The sequence below is a fragment of the Anaerotruncus sp. 80 genome, assembly GCF_009936115.1.
GTDB lineage: Bacteria > Bacillota > Clostridia > Peptostreptococcales > Anaerovoracaceae > Senimuribacter > Senimuribacter intestinalis.
This window is the reverse complement of the sequence record NZ_QWES01000044.1, coordinates 1-19063: the sequence shown is the minus strand read 5'-3', so window position 1 is coordinate 19063 and position 19063 is coordinate 1. Positions and strand designations below refer to the sequence as shown.

17 protein-coding genes, 1 tRNA gene, 1 pseudogene and 1 other annotated feature are annotated in these 19063 nt (G+C 44.2%); of the genes and pseudogenes, 16 read left to right on the top strand and 3 right to left on the bottom strand.

Going from position 1 to position 19063, the window contains the following annotated elements; translation table 11 throughout:
- The first annotated feature begins 980 nt into the window (after nucleotides 1-980).
- From rlmN to D1155_RS14950, 13 genes are all read left to right on the top strand, one after another.
- Nucleotides 981-2003, top strand: coding sequence for a 23S rRNA (adenine(2503)-C(2))-methyltransferase RlmN (gene rlmN / locus D1155_RS15010; RefSeq protein WP_160203224.1), 1023 nt, complete (start codon nucleotides 981-983; stop codon nucleotides 2001-2003).
- A gap of 246 nt (nucleotides 2004-2249) precedes the next feature.
- Nucleotides 2250-3620, top strand: a complete 1371-nt coding sequence (pepV, locus tag D1155_RS15005; protein WP_160203223.1) for a dipeptidase PepV — start codon at nucleotides 2250-2252, stop codon at nucleotides 3618-3620.
- Nucleotides 3621-3654: 34 nt separating this feature from the next.
- Nucleotides 3655-5217 carry a YfcC family protein gene (locus D1155_RS15000; protein ID WP_160203222.1) on the top strand — a complete coding sequence of 521 codons (1563 nt, stop codon included), beginning with the start codon at nucleotides 3655-3657 and terminating at the stop codon, nucleotides 5215-5217.
- Between the two features lie 156 nt (nucleotides 5218-5373).
- Nucleotides 5374-5796 carry a hypothetical protein gene (locus D1155_RS14995; protein ID WP_160203221.1) on the top strand — a complete coding sequence of 141 codons (423 nt, stop codon included), beginning with the start codon at nucleotides 5374-5376 and terminating at the stop codon, nucleotides 5794-5796.
- Nucleotides 5797-5849: 53 nt separating this feature from the next.
- Nucleotides 5850-6509, top strand: coding sequence for a CoA pyrophosphatase (locus D1155_RS14990; protein ID WP_160203220.1), 660 nt, complete (start codon nucleotides 5850-5852; stop codon nucleotides 6507-6509).
- On the top strand, nucleotides 6472-8325 hold the full coding sequence (locus D1155_RS14985) for a YgiQ family radical SAM protein (protein ID WP_160203219.1): 1854 nt from the start codon (nucleotides 6472-6474) through the stop codon (nucleotides 8323-8325). Before D1155_RS14990 ends, D1155_RS14985 begins: the two co-directional genes overlap by 38 nt.
- On the top strand, nucleotides 8255-9610 hold the full coding sequence (locus D1155_RS14980; RefSeq protein ID WP_160203218.1) for a site-specific DNA-methyltransferase: 1356 nt from the start codon (nucleotides 8255-8257) through the stop codon (nucleotides 9608-9610). The genes D1155_RS14985 and D1155_RS14980 overlap by 71 nt, the downstream gene beginning before the upstream one ends.
- Nucleotides 9579-10454: a YitT family protein gene (locus D1155_RS14975; protein ID WP_160203217.1), complete on the top strand. Its 876-nt coding sequence runs from the start codon at nucleotides 9579-9581 to the stop codon at nucleotides 10452-10454. Before D1155_RS14980 ends, D1155_RS14975 begins: the two co-directional genes overlap by 32 nt.
- A gap of 136 nt (nucleotides 10455-10590) precedes the next feature.
- Nucleotides 10591-10666: transfer RNA gene (locus D1155_RS14970), tRNA-Arg, on the top strand.
- 79 nt (nucleotides 10667-10745) lie between these two features.
- The gene (locus D1155_RS14965) at nucleotides 10746-10883 is read left to right on the top strand and encodes a hypothetical protein (RefSeq protein ID WP_160203216.1); all 138 of its coding nucleotides are present in this window, start codon (nucleotides 10746-10748) and stop codon (nucleotides 10881-10883) included.
- A gap of 67 nt (nucleotides 10884-10950) precedes the next feature.
- A complete protein-coding gene (locus D1155_RS14960; RefSeq protein ID WP_160203215.1) occupies nucleotides 10951-11739 on the top strand; it encodes an ATP-binding cassette domain-containing protein in 789 nt (262 codons plus the stop codon).
- Nucleotides 11740-11751: 12 nt separating this feature from the next.
- On the top strand, nucleotides 11752-12555 hold the full coding sequence (locus tag D1155_RS14955) for an ABC-2 family transporter protein (protein WP_160203214.1): 804 nt from the start codon (nucleotides 11752-11754) through the stop codon (nucleotides 12553-12555).
- A gap of 5 nt (nucleotides 12556-12560) precedes the next feature.
- Nucleotides 12561-13358 carry an ABC-2 family transporter protein gene (locus D1155_RS14950; RefSeq protein WP_160203213.1) on the top strand — a complete coding sequence of 266 codons (798 nt, stop codon included), beginning with the start codon at nucleotides 12561-12563 and terminating at the stop codon, nucleotides 13356-13358.
- 83 nt (nucleotides 13359-13441) lie between these two features.
- Here D1155_RS14950 and trpS read toward each other — a convergent pair whose 3' ends face one another.
- From trpS to D1155_RS16050, 3 genes and pseudogenes are all read right to left on the bottom strand, one after another.
- Complete coding sequence (gene trpS / locus D1155_RS14945; RefSeq protein ID WP_160203212.1) at nucleotides 13442-14422, bottom strand: tryptophan--tRNA ligase; 981 nt, start codon at nucleotides 14420-14422, stop codon at nucleotides 13442-13444.
- A 22-nt stretch (nucleotides 14423-14444) separates the two neighbouring features.
- Nucleotides 14445-15050 (bottom strand): annotated as a pseudogene (locus D1155_RS14940) (phenylacetate--CoA ligase family protein); the annotation flags it as partial.
- A complete protein-coding gene (locus D1155_RS16050; protein ID WP_279261937.1) occupies nucleotides 15032-15160 on the bottom strand; it encodes a hypothetical protein in 129 nt (42 codons plus the stop codon). The gene D1155_RS16050 and the pseudogene D1155_RS14940, both read right to left, overlap by 19 nt.
- A gap of 73 nt (nucleotides 15161-15233) precedes the next feature.
- Nucleotides 15234-15491: a binding site (T-box leader), on the bottom strand.
- A 339-nt stretch (nucleotides 15492-15830) separates the two neighbouring features.
- On the opposite strand from D1155_RS16050, the gene D1155_RS14935 reads away from it, so the two are divergent.
- From D1155_RS14935 to D1155_RS14925, 3 genes are all read left to right on the top strand, one after another.
- Nucleotides 15831-16493, top strand: a complete 663-nt coding sequence (locus D1155_RS14935) for a pentapeptide repeat-containing protein (RefSeq protein ID WP_160203210.1) — start codon at nucleotides 15831-15833, stop codon at nucleotides 16491-16493.
- 79 nt (nucleotides 16494-16572) lie between these two features.
- Nucleotides 16573-18309 (top strand): AMP-binding protein, encoded by a 1737-nt coding sequence (locus D1155_RS14930; protein ID WP_160203209.1) that lies wholly within the window; start codon nucleotides 16573-16575, stop codon nucleotides 18307-18309.
- A 3-nt stretch (nucleotides 18310-18312) separates the two neighbouring features.
- Complete coding sequence (locus D1155_RS14925) at nucleotides 18313-18879, top strand: GntR family transcriptional regulator (RefSeq protein WP_160203208.1); 567 nt, start codon at nucleotides 18313-18315, stop codon at nucleotides 18877-18879.
- Nucleotides 18880-19063: the final 184 nt, after the last annotated feature.

The window sequence follows — 19063 nt, the reverse complement described above, 5'->3', positions numbered from 1 at the left end:
TCATAAAGGATTTGACGTAGGATTAAGTATAAAGGTTAAAATTTTGTTCCGAGCCAAAATTTATTTTGGCTCGGAATATAGTAAAAAAATTAGGAAGTGAATTTATACCTGTTTTAGGTAATGTATCTTGGATAGTATCAGGATTTGCTACAATTGCAGATGTAATGGGATATAAATATACACAGGTTACAGTAACTTATGAAGTGTGGGCATATTACAAGCATCAAGGCGGTAGATGGGTTGAAGGAAGACAATATAAAGGACAGACAATAAAACTGAGATGTATTAAATAAAAGGATAATGATATGGAAAAAATAAATATTACATTATTACTATGTATAATAACTCAGTGTATGCTTTTAAGTAGCATGATTTATAGGTATAAGAACAAGAGTTGGAGCAGTAGTTTTGGAAAGTATATTGATTACTTTTGGTTTATTGTGGGGACACCGCTTTTAATTGTAAGTACCGCTGCGTTCTTTCATCTCATTTGAATTGGGGTTTACGAGAAACCTAATTATAATATAATTGGAGTCGCATCCTTTGTCAGTGGGACAGGGTATTCCTGTCTGACTGATGCAGCAAAATTAGGGAGCAAGGCTGGTGGAGTAGGCTTTGTCTTTGGACGGACATCAGCTGTTTCTTGGGTGCAGCATTTACGGGTGTAAAGCAGGAAAAAAGTGAAATTGGATTTTAAATAAAACATTTAAGTTATAAAAATCACTTGTTTTTTATAGGATAATCATTTATACTATAATAAAAGGGAGTGGATTAGAAGTCATCATTAATTACATATTGCACTGGGAAAGGACAGAATGCAGTTTGCCTGTAGTCTGTCTTTTCTCTTTCGGAGGCAAAAGGCGTGTCAAAACGGACTGACAAACCGCCGCACAATCCGTATTTTTCTATTGACAGAAAAGGAGCAACGGGATAAGATATGAGTATTACAAAAAAGGCAAGACACAGACAGGAGGTACGGGATGGTAGATCTGCGGAGTTTAGAATTGCATGAGATGGAAGCACTGATGCTGCGTCTGGGACAGCCGAAATTTCGGGCAAAACAGATTTTCCAGTGGATTTACAAAGGCATTTCTGATTTTGACGCCATGAAAAATATACCCAAAATCCTGCGAGAACTTTTGGCACAGCATTGCAGCATCGGCACGGTGCAGCCACTAGAGATACAGAAGTCAAAAAAGGATGGCACTCGGAAATATTTGTTTCAGCTGCCTGATGGCAATACCATTGAAAGCGTATTTATGCAGTATAAATATGGAAACTCTATCTGTGTATCCTCCCAGGCTGGCTGCAGGATGGGATGCAAGTTCTGCGCATCCACGAGAAACGGTCTTTCCAGAAATTTAACGCCGGGAGAAATGGTATCGCAGCTTTTAGAAGCGGAACGGGATACCGGAGAAAAAATTGGTCATATTGTAGTGATGGGTACAGGGGAGCCTTTCGATAATTACGAAAACGTAGCGGCATTCCTGCGCATTGTCAACGACCAGAATGGACTGAACATCGGCATGCGCAATATCACGGTGTCCACCTGTGGATTGGTGCCAGTCATGGAACAGTTTGCAGCAGATTTTCCCCAGGTAAATTTGGCGATTTCTCTGCACGGCACTACCGATGCGATTCGAGGTTCTATGATGCCGATTAATCACCGTTATCCGTTGGAGATGCTGCTGGCTGCCAGCAAGGCTTATACAGAAAAGACCGGCAGACGCATTACCTTTGAGTATACGCTGGTCAATGGGGTCAATGACAGAGATGAAGATGCGGAAAGACTTTGCAGACTGCTTCACGGCATGCTTTGCCATGTAAATCTGATTCCACTGAACCGGGTGGAAGGCGCCGGATTTGATACCGTCAGCAGAAAACGCGCTGCGGAGTTTCAGGAAATTTTGGAACACAGGGGAATTGCGGCGACGGTGCGCAGAGAACTGGGGGCTGATATTGACGCGGCGTGCGGTCAGCTGCGCCTTGGAAAGCAGCAATAGAAACAGGGATTCGACAGACGCAGAGATCGTCTACATGATGCGGGAAGACAGCGCAGAAGGCGAAACCTTCTGTGTGACAGAGATTTTTTAAACGAAAAAATCGGGCGTGATTGGAAATACTCTGATATTTTACGATTTGCCCAAAAAATTCCAAACGAACTTCCAAAATTCGACTTTAGTGTATGAACCCTTGTGGTATATTATTACTAACATCATATCATCATCAATCAAAGAGGAGATTAGACTATGGATTTAACGAAAGAAATGCAATCTGTTATGGAGCCTTTAGCAAAGGATATTTCTGCTTTATGTCAGATTAACAGCGTAGAGGGAGAAGCAAAACCGGGTATGCCTTTTGGCGAGGGTCCTGCCAGGGCATTGCAGGCAGCATTGGAATTAGGCGAAAAGATGGGATTCCGCACGGAGAACTTTGATAACTATGTCGGTCATATCGAAATGGGTGAAGGCGAAGAAATGGTTGGAATTCTGGGACATGTAGATGTAGTGCCTGCCGGTGACGGCTGGGATTTTGACCCGTGGGGTGGTGAAATTGCAGACGGTAAAATTTTTGGCAGGGGGACGCTGGATGACAAAGGTCCGCTGGTGACCTGCCTGTATGCGATGAAGCTTCTCAAAGACGCGGGGATTCCGCTGAAACGGAGAATTCGCGTGATTTTGGGCACCAACGAAGAAACCAACTGGGCATGCATGGATTATTATCTGCATCAGGTAAAACCGGAACTGCCGACTGTAGCATTTTCCCCTGACGCGGAATTTCCGCTGACCTATGCGGAAATGGGCATGCTGCAGTATACGCTGACCAGACCGGTAACAGAGCATCTTCGCATCCAAGGCGGCGGCGCATTTAATTCTGTGCCTTCTTCTGCGGAAATCGTGCTGCCTGCAGCACTGGAAGACGCACTGAAAGCAGCCATTGCAGAAAGTGAGAATTCGGCAATGTTTGCGTATGAAATGGAAAACGGCGAATTAAAACTGACTGCAAAAGGCGTTGGCGCACATGCTGCCCATCTGGAGGAAGGGGTCAATGCAGTCAGCTACCTGATGGAACTGCTTTCCAGAATGCCGATTAGCGGTGAACTGAAAGAGGTCGTCACATTCTATCAGCAGCACTTCGGTACCTGTCTGTTCGGTGAAAAGATGGGGATTGCAGAAGAAGACGAAGACGGCGGCAGACTGACTTTGAACATCGGAAAGGTGTTTGTAAAAGATGGCATGCTGACGTTCTGGTGTGACAGTAGAATCCCTGTCAGAACGCCGGTACAGAAAATCGAAGAAAAAGTACAGGAAAAGCTGCAGGGAACCGGTTATACTTTTGCAGTCGCATCGAAAGAAAATTCTCTATATGTGCCGAAAGACTCTAAACTGGTTTCTACCCTGATGGAAGCTTACCGAACAGTAACCGGCGACAGAGAAAGTCAGCCGATGTATTCCGGTGGTGCGACGTATTCTAGAACCATCGACAATTGTGTTGCGTTTGGCTGCTTATTGCCTGACCAGATTAATACCATGCACCAGGCGAACGAATGTCTCGAATTGAAGCATTTGGAAATCTGGCTGCAGATTATGGTAGAGGCAATTTACCAGCTTGCAAAATAAATAATATGAAAAATTTAAGAAGCGAGGTATTATCATGAAAAAATTCAAAATGCCGCCTGCACTTATCATCGTCATGATGTTTTTGTTTATTGTAGGCATTTTAACCTGGTTTGTGCCTACCTCTGTTGTAGTGAGTGATGAGGCGGGAAACAGCGAGATTATCTATAATGCAGCCTTTGACGATGAAGGTAATGTCATAGAAAATGCAGGAACTGACCCTGTTGGTTTCTGGGACTTCTTCCTGGCTCCAATTAAAGGCTTTGCCAATGCTGCTGATGTGGCAATGGCAATTCTGGTGTCCGGCGGTTTACTGGCTGTGCTCAATAAGAGCGGCGCTATGGATGCAGGTATCGGCGTACTGATTAGAAAGTTTAAGGGAAATACCCTGATTGCAATTCTGATGATTGTATTTGCACTGATGGGAACTATATATGGTTCCTGGGAAGAACTTCCGGCATTTGCAATTGTAATTATTCCATTGTTTATTAGAGCTGGCTATGATGCTTTGACTGGTATTCAGGTTATTCTGATTGGTGCTGTCTGCGGTAATATGGCTGACGTTGTAAATCCATATGCGGTCGGTGCTGCAGTTGCGGCAATCGGCAATGATGAGCTATCTTTAGGCTCTGGTATCCTGCTTCGTCTGGTGCTTCTGGTTGTACTGCTGGCAATCGGTATCTTCTCTGTTACCCGCTATGCAAGTATGGTAAAGAAAGACCCGAACAAATCGGCTCTTTCAGGAATTGAAGGTGTGAATACCCAAATTACTTCTGAAAGCAGCGATGCACCGGCTTCTGAAGAAGCAGTTATGACAGGACGTCAGAAAGCATCTTTAGTTGCATTTGGCATTGTAATTTTAGCTTGTGTGCTCGGATATGTTCCTTGGGACTCCATTCCTGTGGGAAATCAAACTATGTTTGAATATGTGAATATTTTACAGACTAAGTTGAGTGGAACTTTCCTGGGTAATTTGGTAGGCACAGATAACTTTACACCATTCGGCTGGTGGTACTTTGATGAATTTTCTGTAGCATGGCTTCTTGGTGCTGTAGCTATTGGATTGATTAATAGAATGAATCTTCACGACTGGGTAAGCACTTTTATTGAGGGCTGCAAGGATCTTATGGGCGTTGTTCTGGTACTTTCTGCAGCAAGAGGTATTTCCATTTTCATGGGTTCCAAAGAATCCGGCATGAGTATTACTTTTATTCACTGGATTCAGAGCGTCCTGTCCGGCGTGCCTCTTTGGGCATTTGCTATCGCGGCAGTGCTGGTATATGTTTGCATTGCACTGTTCCTGCAGTCTACAAGCGGTGTTTCCGGCATCACTATGCCAATCTTTGGTGCGTTGGCATTTGCGCTGTTTGCAGGCACAGCGGCGGGTTCTACCGGTGGTCAGGTTATCCTGATGTCTGCATTTACCTGCGGTGTAAACTTTGTATGCAGTTGGTATCCTGAAGCAACTAATATGGGTATTATCGAAATGGCTGGTGTTCCATACAACGTATTCCTGAAACAGCAGCTGAAAATTTCCGGGCCGCTTCTGATTGCAGCAGCGATTATTATTTCTGCTGCGCCTTACATCGGACTGGTATAATCAATTACAAATGGAGTCTGTCCATGAGAACTTCCTCTGGTGCAGGCTCTGTTTTTTCCTGTATTTTGACGTGTTTTTCGTTAAAAAAAACATTGAATGTACTGCGCTGGTAGTGTATAATAACACTAATAACAAAAGAACGGGAGGACAATAATAATGGTTAAATTATTAATTGGACATAAAGGAACAGGCAAGACGAAGCAGATGATTGATCTTGCTAACGAACAGATTGAGAACAGCAACGGAAGCATTATCTTTATCAATAAGAATTCAAGATTAATGTACGATTTGAAATATAGAATCAGAGTTGTATGCATGGAGGAATATGAACATATTACTAACTGTGACGAGTACATAGGTTTCATCTATGGAATCATCAGCTCTGACCACGATATCGAGACTATTTTCATCGACAGCATTCTGAAGCATGCAGACTTCTCCCTGGGAGATATTCCTGAGTTCTTAACCAGACTGAAGAACATTTCCAAGAATTACGGCATGAACTTTGTAGTGAGCCTCAGTGCCGAAAAGGAAGAGATGATCGGCGTAGACTTCTCAGAATACGAGATTCTTAACTAATTTCTCAAAGAAAGGGCGGTTATCCGCCCTTATTTTTTTCATGGGGGTATGAAATGCAGTTGACGTTGACTGATATCAAGAAAACTTTTGAACGAAGAAAGCCTGCTGCTATTGGCGATCATCGATATTTCTCAGTGCTGGTTCCTTTTGTAGAAAAAGATGGACAGCTTTACATCCTTTACGAGGTGCGGGCAAAGAACATGGCATCACAGCCTGGTGAGATTTGTTTCCCCGGCGGGCACGTGGAAGATGGAGAAGATCCAAAGGACTGTGCGCTGCGGGAAACCTTTGAGGAAATCGGTATTCCCAAGGACAAGGTCACGCTTATTGGACCGGGAAATATACTTTACGGTTATGCCAACTACACGCTGTATACTTATTTAGGCGTTGTGCAGTATGCGGATTATCTATGTGCAAAGCTGCAGAAGGACGAGGTAGATGAAATTTTTTTGGTACGCGTATCGGATTTTGAACGCATTCAGCCTAAGGTTTTTTCCGAGAAGGTTTATACTGCCATCGACGAGGATTTTCCTTATGAGCAGATAGGTATAGACAGAGATTACTCGTGGCGTGTAGGACGCTGGGATATTCCAATCTATGATATTGACGGCAGAGTGATCTGGGGATTGACTGCCAGAATTACAGGAGATATTATTGAAACAGTGAGGACGGAGTATGTTTTTACCAGTTACGAAAAAAGAGATAGAGGATAGAGGCTGGAGCCAGGTAGACTTTGTTCTGGTCAGCGGAGATGCTTATGTGGATCATCATTCGTTTGGAACTGCAATCATCGGTCGTCTTTTAGAAAGTCATGGATATAAGGTGGCGATTTTGCCTCAGCCGGATTATAAAAGCGCTGAGGATTTTAGGCGTTTCGGAAGACCTCGTCTGGGATTTTTAATCAATGGCGGTGTTGTAGATTCTATGGTGAACAATTATTCTGTCTTTAAGCGAAAACGGAAGGTCGATGAGTATTCGCCGGGCGGTATTAGCGGCAACAGACCTGACCGGGCTGTGATCGTTTACAGCAATAGGGCAAGAGAGGCCTACAAAGATGTGCCGGTCATCATCGGTGGCATCGAAGCCAGTCTGCGCCGCCTGGGACATTACGATTATTGGAGCGACAAAGTTCGCAGATCTATCTTGCTGGATGCAAAGGCAGATCTTTTGATTTACGGCATGGGCGAGCGTGCCGTAGTTGAGATTGCAGAAGCGCTGGAAGCAGGGATTGATGTCAAAGATATTACATGGATCGAGGGCACCTGTTATAAGGCGAAATCCTTTGAGCAGGATGAAGATACGGCGGTACTTCCTTCCTATGAGGAAATCACGGGCTCAAAGGAAGCTTACTGCAGGAGCTTTTCCATGGCTTACAGAAACAACGATGATATCAATGGAAAGCGACTTGTCGAGAAGTATGCGGATTCTCTGTATGTGATACAGAACAAACCGCAGCCGCCTCTTAGCAGACAGGAACTCGACGATGTATACGAACTGCCTTACGAAAATGAAATTCATCCTATCTATGAAGCGGCAGGCGGGATTCCCGCTTTTTCCGAGATTAAGTTCAGTCTGGTTTCGGCAAGAGGATGCTTTGGCGGCTGCAGTTTCTGTGCGCTTACGTATCATCAGGGCAGACAGGTAAGAAGCAGGAGTAAGGAATCCCTTGTAGCGGAAGCAAGGGCACTGACGCAAAAGCCAGACTTTAAGGGATATATTCACGATGTGGGCGGGCCCACGGCCAATTTCCGATATCCGGCGTGCAAGAAGCAGCTGGAATATGGCGTATGCAAGGACAAGGACTGCTTGTATCCGAGACCCTGCAAAAATATGGAAGTGGATCATAAGGAGTATCTGGAGGTGCTGCGGGCAATTCGCCAAATTCCCGGCGTCAAGAAAGTATTCATACGTTCAGGAATCCGCTATGACTATGTGATGGCAGATAAGGACGATGCTTTCTTGCGGGAGTTGTGCAAATATCATGTCAGCGGCACGCTGAAGGTAGCGCCGGAGCATATCACAGACAGAGTGCTTTACCATATGAGAAAACCGGCAAAAGAGGTTTTTATCGCTTTTGCGGACAAGTACCGCAGAATCAATCAGCAGCTGGGTCTAAAGCAGTATCTGATTCCTTATCTGATCAGTTCTCATCCAGGAAGTACTCTTGATGATGCGGTGGAACTGGCGCTGTTTTTAAAGGAATACGGGTTTGTACCGGATCAGGTGCAGGACTTTTATCCGACGCCTGCGACTTTGGCAACCTGCATGTATTATACAGAGATGGATCCTTTTATGATGGAGCCTGTCTACATTGCAAAGGATTTAGAAGAGAAAAAAATGCAGCGGGCGCTGATTCATTATCATAAACCGGAGAATAGAGGCATAGTAATGAAAGCACTGAAAAAAGCCGGACGGGAAGATCTGGTCGGTGTGCTTTTGGGAGGCAGAGGCAGAAAATATGAGTCTGATCAAAGAGTTCACAAAGATCATAGCAGAGGGCGAAAAGGCGTATCAAAAGGCAGAAGATAAGCCGCTTGTTTTGACTGAGGAGGTTTGCGGAAGTCATAGTGATATGGAAAGTCTTATCTGCTGCGGGGATAATATGACTGTGATGAAATCCCTTCTTCTGCAGAAGGAGATGGCAGGTAAAGTGCAGATGATCTATATCGATCCTCCCTTTTATTCCAAGTCAAATTATGATGCTGTGATAAAAGCGGGCGATGAAAACATCAAGTATCATGCTTACGATGACAAGTGGGAGCAGGGGATTTCTGCTTATTTGAAAATGTTGACGGCAAGACTTTATTTGATGCGGGATCTTCTGGCAGATACAGGGCTTTTGTGGCTGCATCTTGATTGGCATGTAGTGCATTATGCCAAGATTCTTATGGATGAGATCTTCGGCGAAAAGAATTTTGTCAATGAGATTATTTGGAACTACAAGTCGGGAGGCACCAGTAAAAAGCATTTTTCTAGGAAGCACGATACGATTTTAGTTTATGCAAAGAGCCGTAGATATCAATTTTATCCATTGCAGGAAAAGTCTTATAACAGAGGCTACAAACCATATCGTTTTAAAGGTGTCAGAGAGTATGAAGACGATCTAGGGTGGTATACTATGGTCAACATGAAAGACGTCTGGAACATTGACATGGTAGGAAGGACGTCCAAAGAGAGGACTGGTTATGCGACCCAAAAACCGGAACAGCTGATTCAGCGAATGATTGAAAGCTGCACTCGTGAGGGTGATTTGTGTGCGGATTTTTTCTGCGGCAGCGGGACACTTCCGTCAGTGGCAGAAAAGATGGGCAGACGTTTTATCGGTTGTGATCTGGGATCTTTAGCGTGTGAAAGTACGATCCATCGTCTTATAGAGCAAGAGGCGTCTTTTCAGGTTTACCGTCTTGCAGGAAATGCTTCCGCTAAAGGATCAAATATGGCTGTACAGCTAAATTTGAAGAGGGAGTTTCTTCCCGATGATAAGGTGCGGCAGTGCATCAGTTTGATTTCATTAAAGGAACGGAAGCTAAGTGGTGTCGTAGAAGACAAGGCGCGGGCAAATCTTGAAAAGATATTGGCAGAGGATTCGCTGCAAATGGTTGACAGTTGGAGCGTGGACTTTGCTTATAATCCAGATGACGGCGTGCACAGACCCCAGGCAGTTTTTGTCAGAGAAAAGGGGCGTTTGGAGACGACCTGCGAACAAATTACCGCACTGGGAAGTCATATTAGTGTTAAAGTCGTAGATATTTTGGGCAATACTACTTTCGAGAGGTTTTTATATGAAGGAAACAGTAAAAGAAAAACTGATTAATTTTATATTTCTCCTGATTGCATGTGCAGTCGGCGCTTTTGCAACAACAGCTGTGATGATTCCAAATGGACTGACCAGCGGAGGTCTGACGGGTCTTGTGCGGATTCTGCAAAATTATGTAGACATCAATTTTTCGCTGGCGTACTATGCGGGCGCATTTCTGATTCTGATTGTAGTGCTGGTGACCTTGGGTCTTCAGGAGGCAAAGAAGGTTCTTGCAGTAACTATTTTGTATCCTGCTGTGATGTTTGTCATGGAGCTTTTTGATTTTCAGCTGCTGGAGGAAAAGGATATTATTTTGGCAGCTATTTTCTGCGGGGTGTTTTCCGGCGTCTGCAATGGTATTGTCTTTTGGCGAGGCTATGCTTTTTGCGGTACAGAATCTATCGCTACAATTTTGAAGAAAAAACTGATGCCGCAAGTGGATTTAAGTAAAATCCTTCTAGCACTGGACGCTGCAATTATTATAATTTCTGCTTTTATTTTTGGACGCAATATTGCGCTTTATGCACTGGTAACTCAGTTCATTGCCTCCAAGATGGTGGACTTTATCATGTACGGCTTTGAAACAAAAATTGTACAGGTGAATATTCTTACTACAAAGCCGGATGAGACGATTGCTTTTGTGATGCGGGATTTGAACCGGGGCGTGTCCAGCAGAACTGCGGTGGGAGAATTTACCGGTCAGTCCAAAAAAGAACTGGTGGTTTTATGTTCACCGCGGGAAAGCATGATTTTGAAACGTTTTTTGGCATCGGTGGATCCGGCTGCGTTTGTAACAGTGCTTCATGTGGACACTGTTTGGGGCAGCGGAAAAGGCTTTACAGAGATTAATAAGGACTAGGAAAGAAGTCCACGAGAAACGAATGAACGTGTTATTATTTTTCATAGCTGATAAACATAAAATAGACAGTGTTATCTGCATTGAATAAATTTAGTTTTGATTTTTATAGAAATATATGGTATACTATTTATACTATGCGCCAGTAGCTCAGGGGATAGAGTAGCACACTCCGAATGTGAAGGCCGCAGGTTCGATTCCTGTCTGGCGCACCAAAATGGACAGCGAAAGCTGTCTGTTTTTTTTATCTGTACAGTACTTGCAGGTATTGCAAAAATTCGTGATGAATTTTCGTTGCCACCGCTAACAAGCTTCACTTATCAGCTATATAAAGCCTATGGCTGGCAGGTGACTTCTGGAACAGAAGAAGAAAAGGCGCAGGCAAGATTTGTGACAGTGTTCCTTGATATTTACGAGAATAGTTTTAATTGACAGATATCACTATCCTTGGTATAATCATAATCCTACGTTTTTGTATTGAAGCAGGAAGGAGTGTGCGATGATTACTATGGAACATGTGAGCAAGACCTACCGGATTGCCCGAAGAAACGCAGGTTTGAAGGAAGCCTGCAAGGCGCTTTTTCGCAGAGAATATGAAACAGTGCATGCCCTGGATGATGTCAATTTTACTATAGCAGATGGGGAGATGGTCGGCTATATCGGCCCAAATGGAGCAGGAAAAAGTTCTACCATTAAGATTCTCAGTGGTATTTTGACGCCGGACAGTGGAAAGGTTTTGGTTGACGGTAGAGTACCGTATCGGAATCGGATTGATCATGTGCGCGAAATTGGCGTTGTTTTTGGACAGCGTTCACAGCTCTGGTGGGACGTGCCGGTTATCGATTCTTTTTCTCTGCTGAAAGATATTTATGACATTCCTGCCGCAACATACAAACAGAGTCTTGAAGAACTGACGGAACTTTTAGATCTGTCGCAGCTTTTGCGATCTCCGGTAAGGCAGCTTTCTTTGGGGCAGCGGATGCGCTGTGAGATTGCAGCCTCCCTTCTGCACAGACCTCGTATATTGTTTCTGGATGAACCGACTATCGGACTTGACGCTGTGTCAAAACTGGCGGTCAGAGATTTTATAAAACGGCAGAATAAAGAACATGGCACCACGGTGATTTTAACGACCCACGATATGCAGGACATCGAGGCCTTAGCAGGAAGGATTATTCTCATCGGCAAGGGGAAAATCCTAATGGATGGAATCCTAGCAGATATCCAAAAAGGGAATGCTAACATTGACGAAACCATTGCACAGCTGTATCACGCCTATGATATTTAAGGTGGTGATAAGATGAAAAAGTATTTATCTTTTTTCAAACTGCGCTTTGTCATGGGTATGCAGTACCGTGCAGCAGCCCTGGCAGGCGTCTGTACCCAGTTCTTTTGGGGACTCATGGAAGTTATGATTTTCAGCGCTTTTTACGAGGCAGACGCTGCAGCTTTTCCCATGTCACTCTCTGCGACGATTTCCTATGTGTGGCTGCAGGAGGCGTTTCTCGCTTTTTTTGCGGTCTGGATGTTAGAAGGGGAAATCTTTGAGGCAATCAGAAAGGGAAATCTTGCCTATGAATTGGCAAGACCTGTTGACATCTATAATATGTGGTTTGCAAGAAGCGTTGCAAATCGGCTGTCGCGGGCAGTTTTGCGGTGTTTTCCTATTTTGCTGATTGCGGTATTTGTGCCTGCGCCTTACGGGCTGTGCATGCCAGCCAGTTTGCCGTATTTTATGTTGTTTCTGGCAGCGATGGTATTAGGACTTGCAGTGACCGTATCGGTATGTATGCTGATTTATGTTCTTGCTTTTTTTACCATATCGCCTCGAGGTGTTCGCATGGTTTTTACTTCTGCCATAGATTTTCTTGCCGGTGCAATTATTCCCATTCCGTTTTTTCCAGAGAAGTTGGCGAAGGTGCTGGAGATGCTACCTTTTGCAGCTATGCAAAACGTTCCTCTGAGGATTTACAGCGGAAGCCTTAATGGCACTGAACTGGTACAGGCTATCAGTCTTCAGATCTTTTGGCTGGTTGTAATTACCTTGATGGGAAAGATTTTGTGCAGAAAGGCAGAAAAAAGTGCCGTGGTGCAGGGAGGGTGATAACGATGAAGAAAATAAAAAAAGCAGTCAGGCTTTACGGGCATTATGTGTCCATCAGCGTGCGCTCAGCCATGCAGTACAAGGCATCATTTCTCCTTACAGCTGTGGGGCAGTTCTTGGTATCTTTTAACGTTTTTTTGGGAATCCTTTTTATGTTTAAAAGATTTTCAGCGGTGGAAGGCTTTACATACAGTCAGGTGCTTTTGTGCTTTTCTATTTTGCTGCTTGAGTTTTCTTTGGCAGAAATGGTCGCCAGAGGCTTTGATATGTTTCCAGATATGGTACGAACGGGGGAGTTTGATCGTGTTCTGGTTAGACCGCAAAGTGAAGTCTTGCAGGTGCTTGGAAGTGAATTTGAACTGACGCGTATGGGAAGGATGCTGCAGGCAGTAGTGATGTTCGTATATGGGATTTCAGCTGGTGGCGTTTCGTGGGATATTACAAAGGTTCTTACCATTATCAATATGCTTGTAGGTGGTATTGTGGTATTTTCAGCCATGTTTCTGATCTATGCGGCATTCAGTTTTTTTACCTTGGAAGGACTGGAGTTTATGAATATTTTTATTGACGGTGCCAGAGAATACGGGAAATATCCCATGGGTGTTTATGGAAAAAAGATATTGCAGATTACGACTTTTGTGATTCCCTATGCTCTGGTGCAGTATTATCCGTTTCTCTATTTGATTGGACAGGAAACCTCGAGATTCTTTGTATTTGTGCCGCTTCTGGCATGCTGGTTTATGGCGCCGGCGTGGCTTTTATGGCGGTTTGGTGTGCGAAGCTATCAGTCCAGTGGATCGTGATATGTGGTTTGAACACCAGGGTAAAGCAGCAAGAAAAAAGTTGTGCATTGAAGCGGAAAACGCCTCCTGCACAACTTTTTTTATTAAAGTCCCAGACCGAAGTTGTCTTTGACTCTCTGCATTACAGGATTTGCAATTGCCTTAGCTCTTTCTGCGCCATCTTTTAGGATTTCAATCAGTTCCTCTGAATAACGGATTTCTTCGTATCTGGCTTTAATCGGTGCTAAAGCATCGACCACGATTTCCACCAGGTCTTTCTTGAAATCACCGTAACCTTTGCCTTCGTAGGTCTTTTCGATTTCGTCTAAAGATTTGCCGGACAGTACAGAATAGATGTTCATCAGATTGCTGATGCCAGGCTTTGTTTCTGGATCAAAGCGCACTACGCCTTCTGAGTCAGTGGTCGCTTTCATGATGGATTTCTTGATTTTAGCAGGATCATCCAGCAGGGAAATTCTGCTGTGAACATTTTCTGCGGATTTGCTCATTTTCTGGGTCGGATCGTCCAGTGCCATGATGCGGGCGCCTTCTTTCATGTAGCGACCTTCCGGTACGACGAAGGTTTTTTTCTTGGTATTGTTGATTCTGATGGCGATATCGCGAGTTAGTTCAATGTGCTGCTTCTGGTCATTGCCTACAGGCACGACGTCAACATCGTAGAGCAGGATATCGGCAGCCATCAGGAGCGGGTAGGTGAAAAGCCCTGCCGGTGCGGATTCCTTGTTCTTGCTTTTTGCCTTAAACTGTGTCATGCGGGAAAGTTCGCCGGTATAGGAATTGCAGGTCAGAACCCATGATAACTCCGCATGTCCAGAAACATCGGACTGCACGAAAATGATGGATTTTTTTGGATCTACGCCGACTGCAAGATACAGGGCGGCAACGTCTAGAATGTGTTCTTTCAGCACTTTCGGATCCTGTGGCACCGTGATGGCATGCAGGTCAACGATACAGTAGAGGCACTCGTGGTCGTCCTGCAGTTCTACAAACTGGCGGAGAGCGCCAAGATAGTTGCCAAGGTGGATGTTACCGGTCGGCTGAACGCCGGAAAATACTCTTTTCATGTTTTGTAAACCTCCGTTTTATTCATGTGTATTGAATATTAGTTATTTCTGTAGTCAAAAATTCTCTTCGTCTTTTTTCGCTGCGCGGCAGGCTGCCTACAGCAACGGCCTTTGGCTCGATCGCCAGTCCGACCTTTGACTTAAAGGCAGAACCAATGGAGCTTTCAGCGGCGGCAGTATCAATTCCTTCTTCTGTTTCAACAGAGAGGGTGAGGACATCTTTGCCGTTTATGTGGTCGATGGAAATCTGGTATTCGCTGCTGACGCCATGGATGTCCCGCAGGATATCTTCTACCTGACCGGGATAAATATTGACGCCCTTGACTTTTACCATATCATCACTTCTTCCTATTATACGGTCAATTCTCGGAAATTTCAAGCCGCAGCTGCAGCTTTCCGGTACAATTCTTGAAAGATCGTGGGTTCTGTAACGAATCAGCGGTGCGCCTTCTTTGCGAAGGGTAGTGATAACAATTTCACCGGTTTCGCCGTCAGGTACGTTCTTGCCAGTCTGTGGATCAATGATTTCGATGTAGAGATAATCGTCCCAGTAGTGCATAGGAGTTTCTCTGTTGCAGTTGATGCCGATTCCCGGACCGTAAATTTCGGTCAGTCCATAAATGTCATAATGTCAATGTCGATGTCCTTATATTTTTTCTGATAGAGATTTCCGGAAGAAGTGGTTATGCGGCGGAGCTGCTGTTTCATTAAACTAAACTGTGTGTCATTCATTTTCATGTTTTGTACCTCATCTTTCTTCGTGTTTTGGAAGGGGAGAAAGACTTTTGACAAACAAAAAAGCTTTCGCCCCGATAGGGACAAAAGCTGCAGCTTCTGCGATACCACCCTAATTCGCTTATCCTCACGGATAGGCGCACTCTGAACATACTACCATATGTCCTTCGATATAACGGTCGAACCCGTCTTCCATACTACGCCTAAGTGATAAAGGCGATTCAGGTTGCCCTCCCAAGTCCATTCACACGACATGCATATCACTGCAATCTCACCACCTGCAGTTCTCTGTAGACAGCTTCTGCCTGCTACTACTCTCGGTCAACGGTTTATTTTTTATAAAATTTGTTATAGAAAATACTAACACAAAGATGAAGTCTCGTCAAGGGAATTTCTCCTTTTTTCTCGGCAGCCGTATTCAGCAGCATCGTGCCATAAAAAATTACACAAATATAGCGTACCATAGCTATGGTGCTGGATCGCTACGCTTATTTGATATGTGTTCTTTGGCAGGAAGGCGGTACGATAAGGAAGACAGGGGAGGGGAATTGTGGTATAATGAACGCAAAGAATGAAACCGGCGTTGCCGCAAGGAAGCGTTCATTGGATCATGACTTCCGATTCTATTTTCAGCGGAATCATCGTGGTATAATGAACGCAAAGGAGTTTACCAATGACACAGAAAAAATCATCAAATATCTATTTGCTTCAGCTGCCCAGTGCTGACAGCGATCTCTATTCTTGCGCATGGAGGTGCAGGCAGGAGGAGCAGGACATAGAGCAGGTTCGGTTCAGTGGCGAGCATATTGAAGAAGAGGATTTTAGCGGACTGAATTTCGATACCGTAATTTTTGAAAATTGTACGCTGATTCGATGTCGCTTTAAGGGGGCAGACTTTAAAACTGCTCTGTTCAAAAATTGCCAGCTGCCGGGATGCAGCTTTACGGGAAGCTGGTTTAACAGCACTGAGTTTGATAATTGCCAGCTTGTGGGCACGGACTTCAGTCAGTGCAGCATCAGCAGCACCTTTTTTACAGACTGCGCTATGGCGATGGCGAATTTTACAGAGACAAAGCTGGAGCAGTGCACCATTGCTACATGCGATTTGACCGAGGCATTTTTTGCAAACTGTAAATTAAAAAAACTACAGATGGATAAGAATCAATGCATTGGAACGGAGTTTTTTAAAACGAAACTAAAGGATGTTGATTTTACTACATGTATTTTGGAGGGAATCAGGGTATCTAGTGAAAATGGTGAGCTGAAAGGCGCAAAGGTGAATTTTTTTCAGGCTGCGGAACTGGCGAAGATGCTGGGAATTGTCATAAAAGAGTAGCGCGAAGCGTTTGACACCGTCTCTGGAACGTGCTATTCTATTATATAGAAGAACTTGCTATTATACAGAAGGAAAAAATATGAAGGATTATAAACTAGAAAAGAAATTTCATGAGTTTCGCGATCTGCGCGATTTGCTTAGAACATCTGCAGAAAAGTATGCGGATAAAGTGGCGTTTGTGACGAAAATCAAGAACAAAGAAACTAAAGAAGTCAACTATATCAACACCACCTATGCAAAGCTCTTTGAGACCATGGGGCATCTGGGTACAGCGCTGATCGAATGTGGCTATAAGGATAAGCGCATTGCAGTCATCGGTGAGAACAGCTACAGTTGGTGTCTTGCATACTTTGCAGTGAGCTGCGGCGTGGGTATTACAGTGCCCCTTGATAAAGCCCTACAAAAAGAAGAAATCGTAAGCTGCCTCAATCGAAGCAAGGCGGAAGCGATTTTTTATGATAAGAAAAGTGCGAAGATGATTGAGGAAATCTTTGCGGAGAAATCTACAGGTCTTTCCATGATCGTAGCCATGGATTTTCAGTCAGAGACAGGTGTGCTGCTGATGGATCTTCTGGACAAAGGTCGTGCGCTGGTAGAAGGCGGTGACTTTAGATATCTGGAAGCCGAAATTGATCCGGATGCAATGAATTATCTGCTTTTTACATCGGGGACGACGGAGCAGTCCAAAGCAGTAATGCTTTCTCATCGAAATTTTATGAGCTGTAACTATGGTATGAACTGCGAAGAACTGTTTTTCCCTGACGATGTGAATATGATGATTCTGCCTTTGCATCACTGTTACGGTATGAGTGGGCTTTTGACTTTCCTGTCCCAAGGCATGAAGAACTGTTTCTGCGAAGGATTGAAATATGTAAGCGCAAACATGAAGGAATACGGCGTATCCGTTATTATGAGTGTGCCGCTGCTTCTTGAAAACATGTACAAGAAGATTATGAAGGGCGTAGAGAAACAAGGTAAGAGTGGCAAGGTGCAGACGGCGCTGAAGATTTGTGATTTGACCGAAAAAGTAGGAATCAACGTGCGTCGGAAGCTGTTTAAAGATATCATCGATCAGATGGGCGGAGGAATGCGCTTTATTATCAATGGTGCAGCAGCTTTGGATCCGGTAGTTGCTAAGGGACTCAATGACTTCGGTATTCTTACAGTACAGGGCTATGGGTTGACGGAGACATCGCCGACCATTTCCAGCGAGACTTATCGCTATCTGAAACCGGGTTCTTGCGGTAAACTGATGCCTAACGTAGAAGGAAAGATTGTCGATGTCAACGAAGAGGGCATTGGAGAACTTGTCGTTCGCGGCGACAATGTTATGCTGGGCTATTACGATAATCAGGAAGCTACTGATGAAATGATTGTAGATGGCTGGCTTCACACTGGTGACCTTGCATATTTTGACGAGGAGGGATACCTGTTCATCTGCGGACGCAAGAAGAATGTTATCGTCATGAAAAATGGCAAGAATGTCTATCCGGAGGAGATTGAGAATCTGATTAATGTACTGCCTTATGTGGAAGAAAGCATGGTATTTACCAGAAACAAGGCAAGCGATGTGGTACTCTGGGTAAAAATCGTTTACGATAAATCCTATCTTGATGAAAAGGGCATGAGTCTGGATGACTTGCAGGCGCAGCTTGATCTGGATATGGCTGAAATCAATGCCACTATGCCAGCGTACAAGATGGTGAAGAAGTACTTCCTATCCGACAAACCAACCATCAAGACCACAACACAGAAAACCAAGAGAAACGAAGAACTCAAGCAGATTGAAGCGGAAATGAAAGAACTTGGATTATAATTTATGGCAGATACAAAAGCAAAACAGATTTATGAGCAGCTGGAAGAAGATTTAATCTTCGGCAGATTTGATTATCGTACTTTTCTCAACGTTGGAGAAATTGCCGCATCGTACGGTGTCAGTAAAGCGCCGGTCCGGGACGCTCTGCAGATTTTATGCAGCAAAGGATTTGTAATCAGTTATCCGGGCAGAGGCTATATGGTAAACTATTTCACCGATGAAGAAGTGAATCAGATTCAGGCTCTGCGCAGACATCTGGAAAAGTTCAGTGTGCAGACTGCTGTAGAAAACGCCAGAGACGAGGAAATACAAGGACTTGAGGTCTATTTGGAAGGACCGAACAAGAGCAACAGCAAATTTCATATCGGTCTTGCGGCAATCGGAGGAAACCGGCAGCTTGAGGATATGGTGCGGGATTTAGTTTTTAAAGTGGCATATTCCCAAAATGAAAGACTCCTTGCACTACAGAAAGAGGATTACAATATTCATCGAGAAATTATCAATGCAATGCTGGCACGGGATTTAGAAAAAGCCCAGCGAGAAATCGAGAAAGATATCATAGCGATTTGAGGAAATTTTAATCTAAGGACAGTAGGAATAAAAGACGAGCGCAGAAGCGCTCGTCTTTGCGTTTGTGTTAGTGGAAATTAAAGGTTGTTTTTATATCGATACAATTTTGTGTCAACCGTAATTGAAAAAGTCCAAAAATAAGTGCAATATTAGCACCAAAAAGCAAGGGTTACCGTGAGCAGTT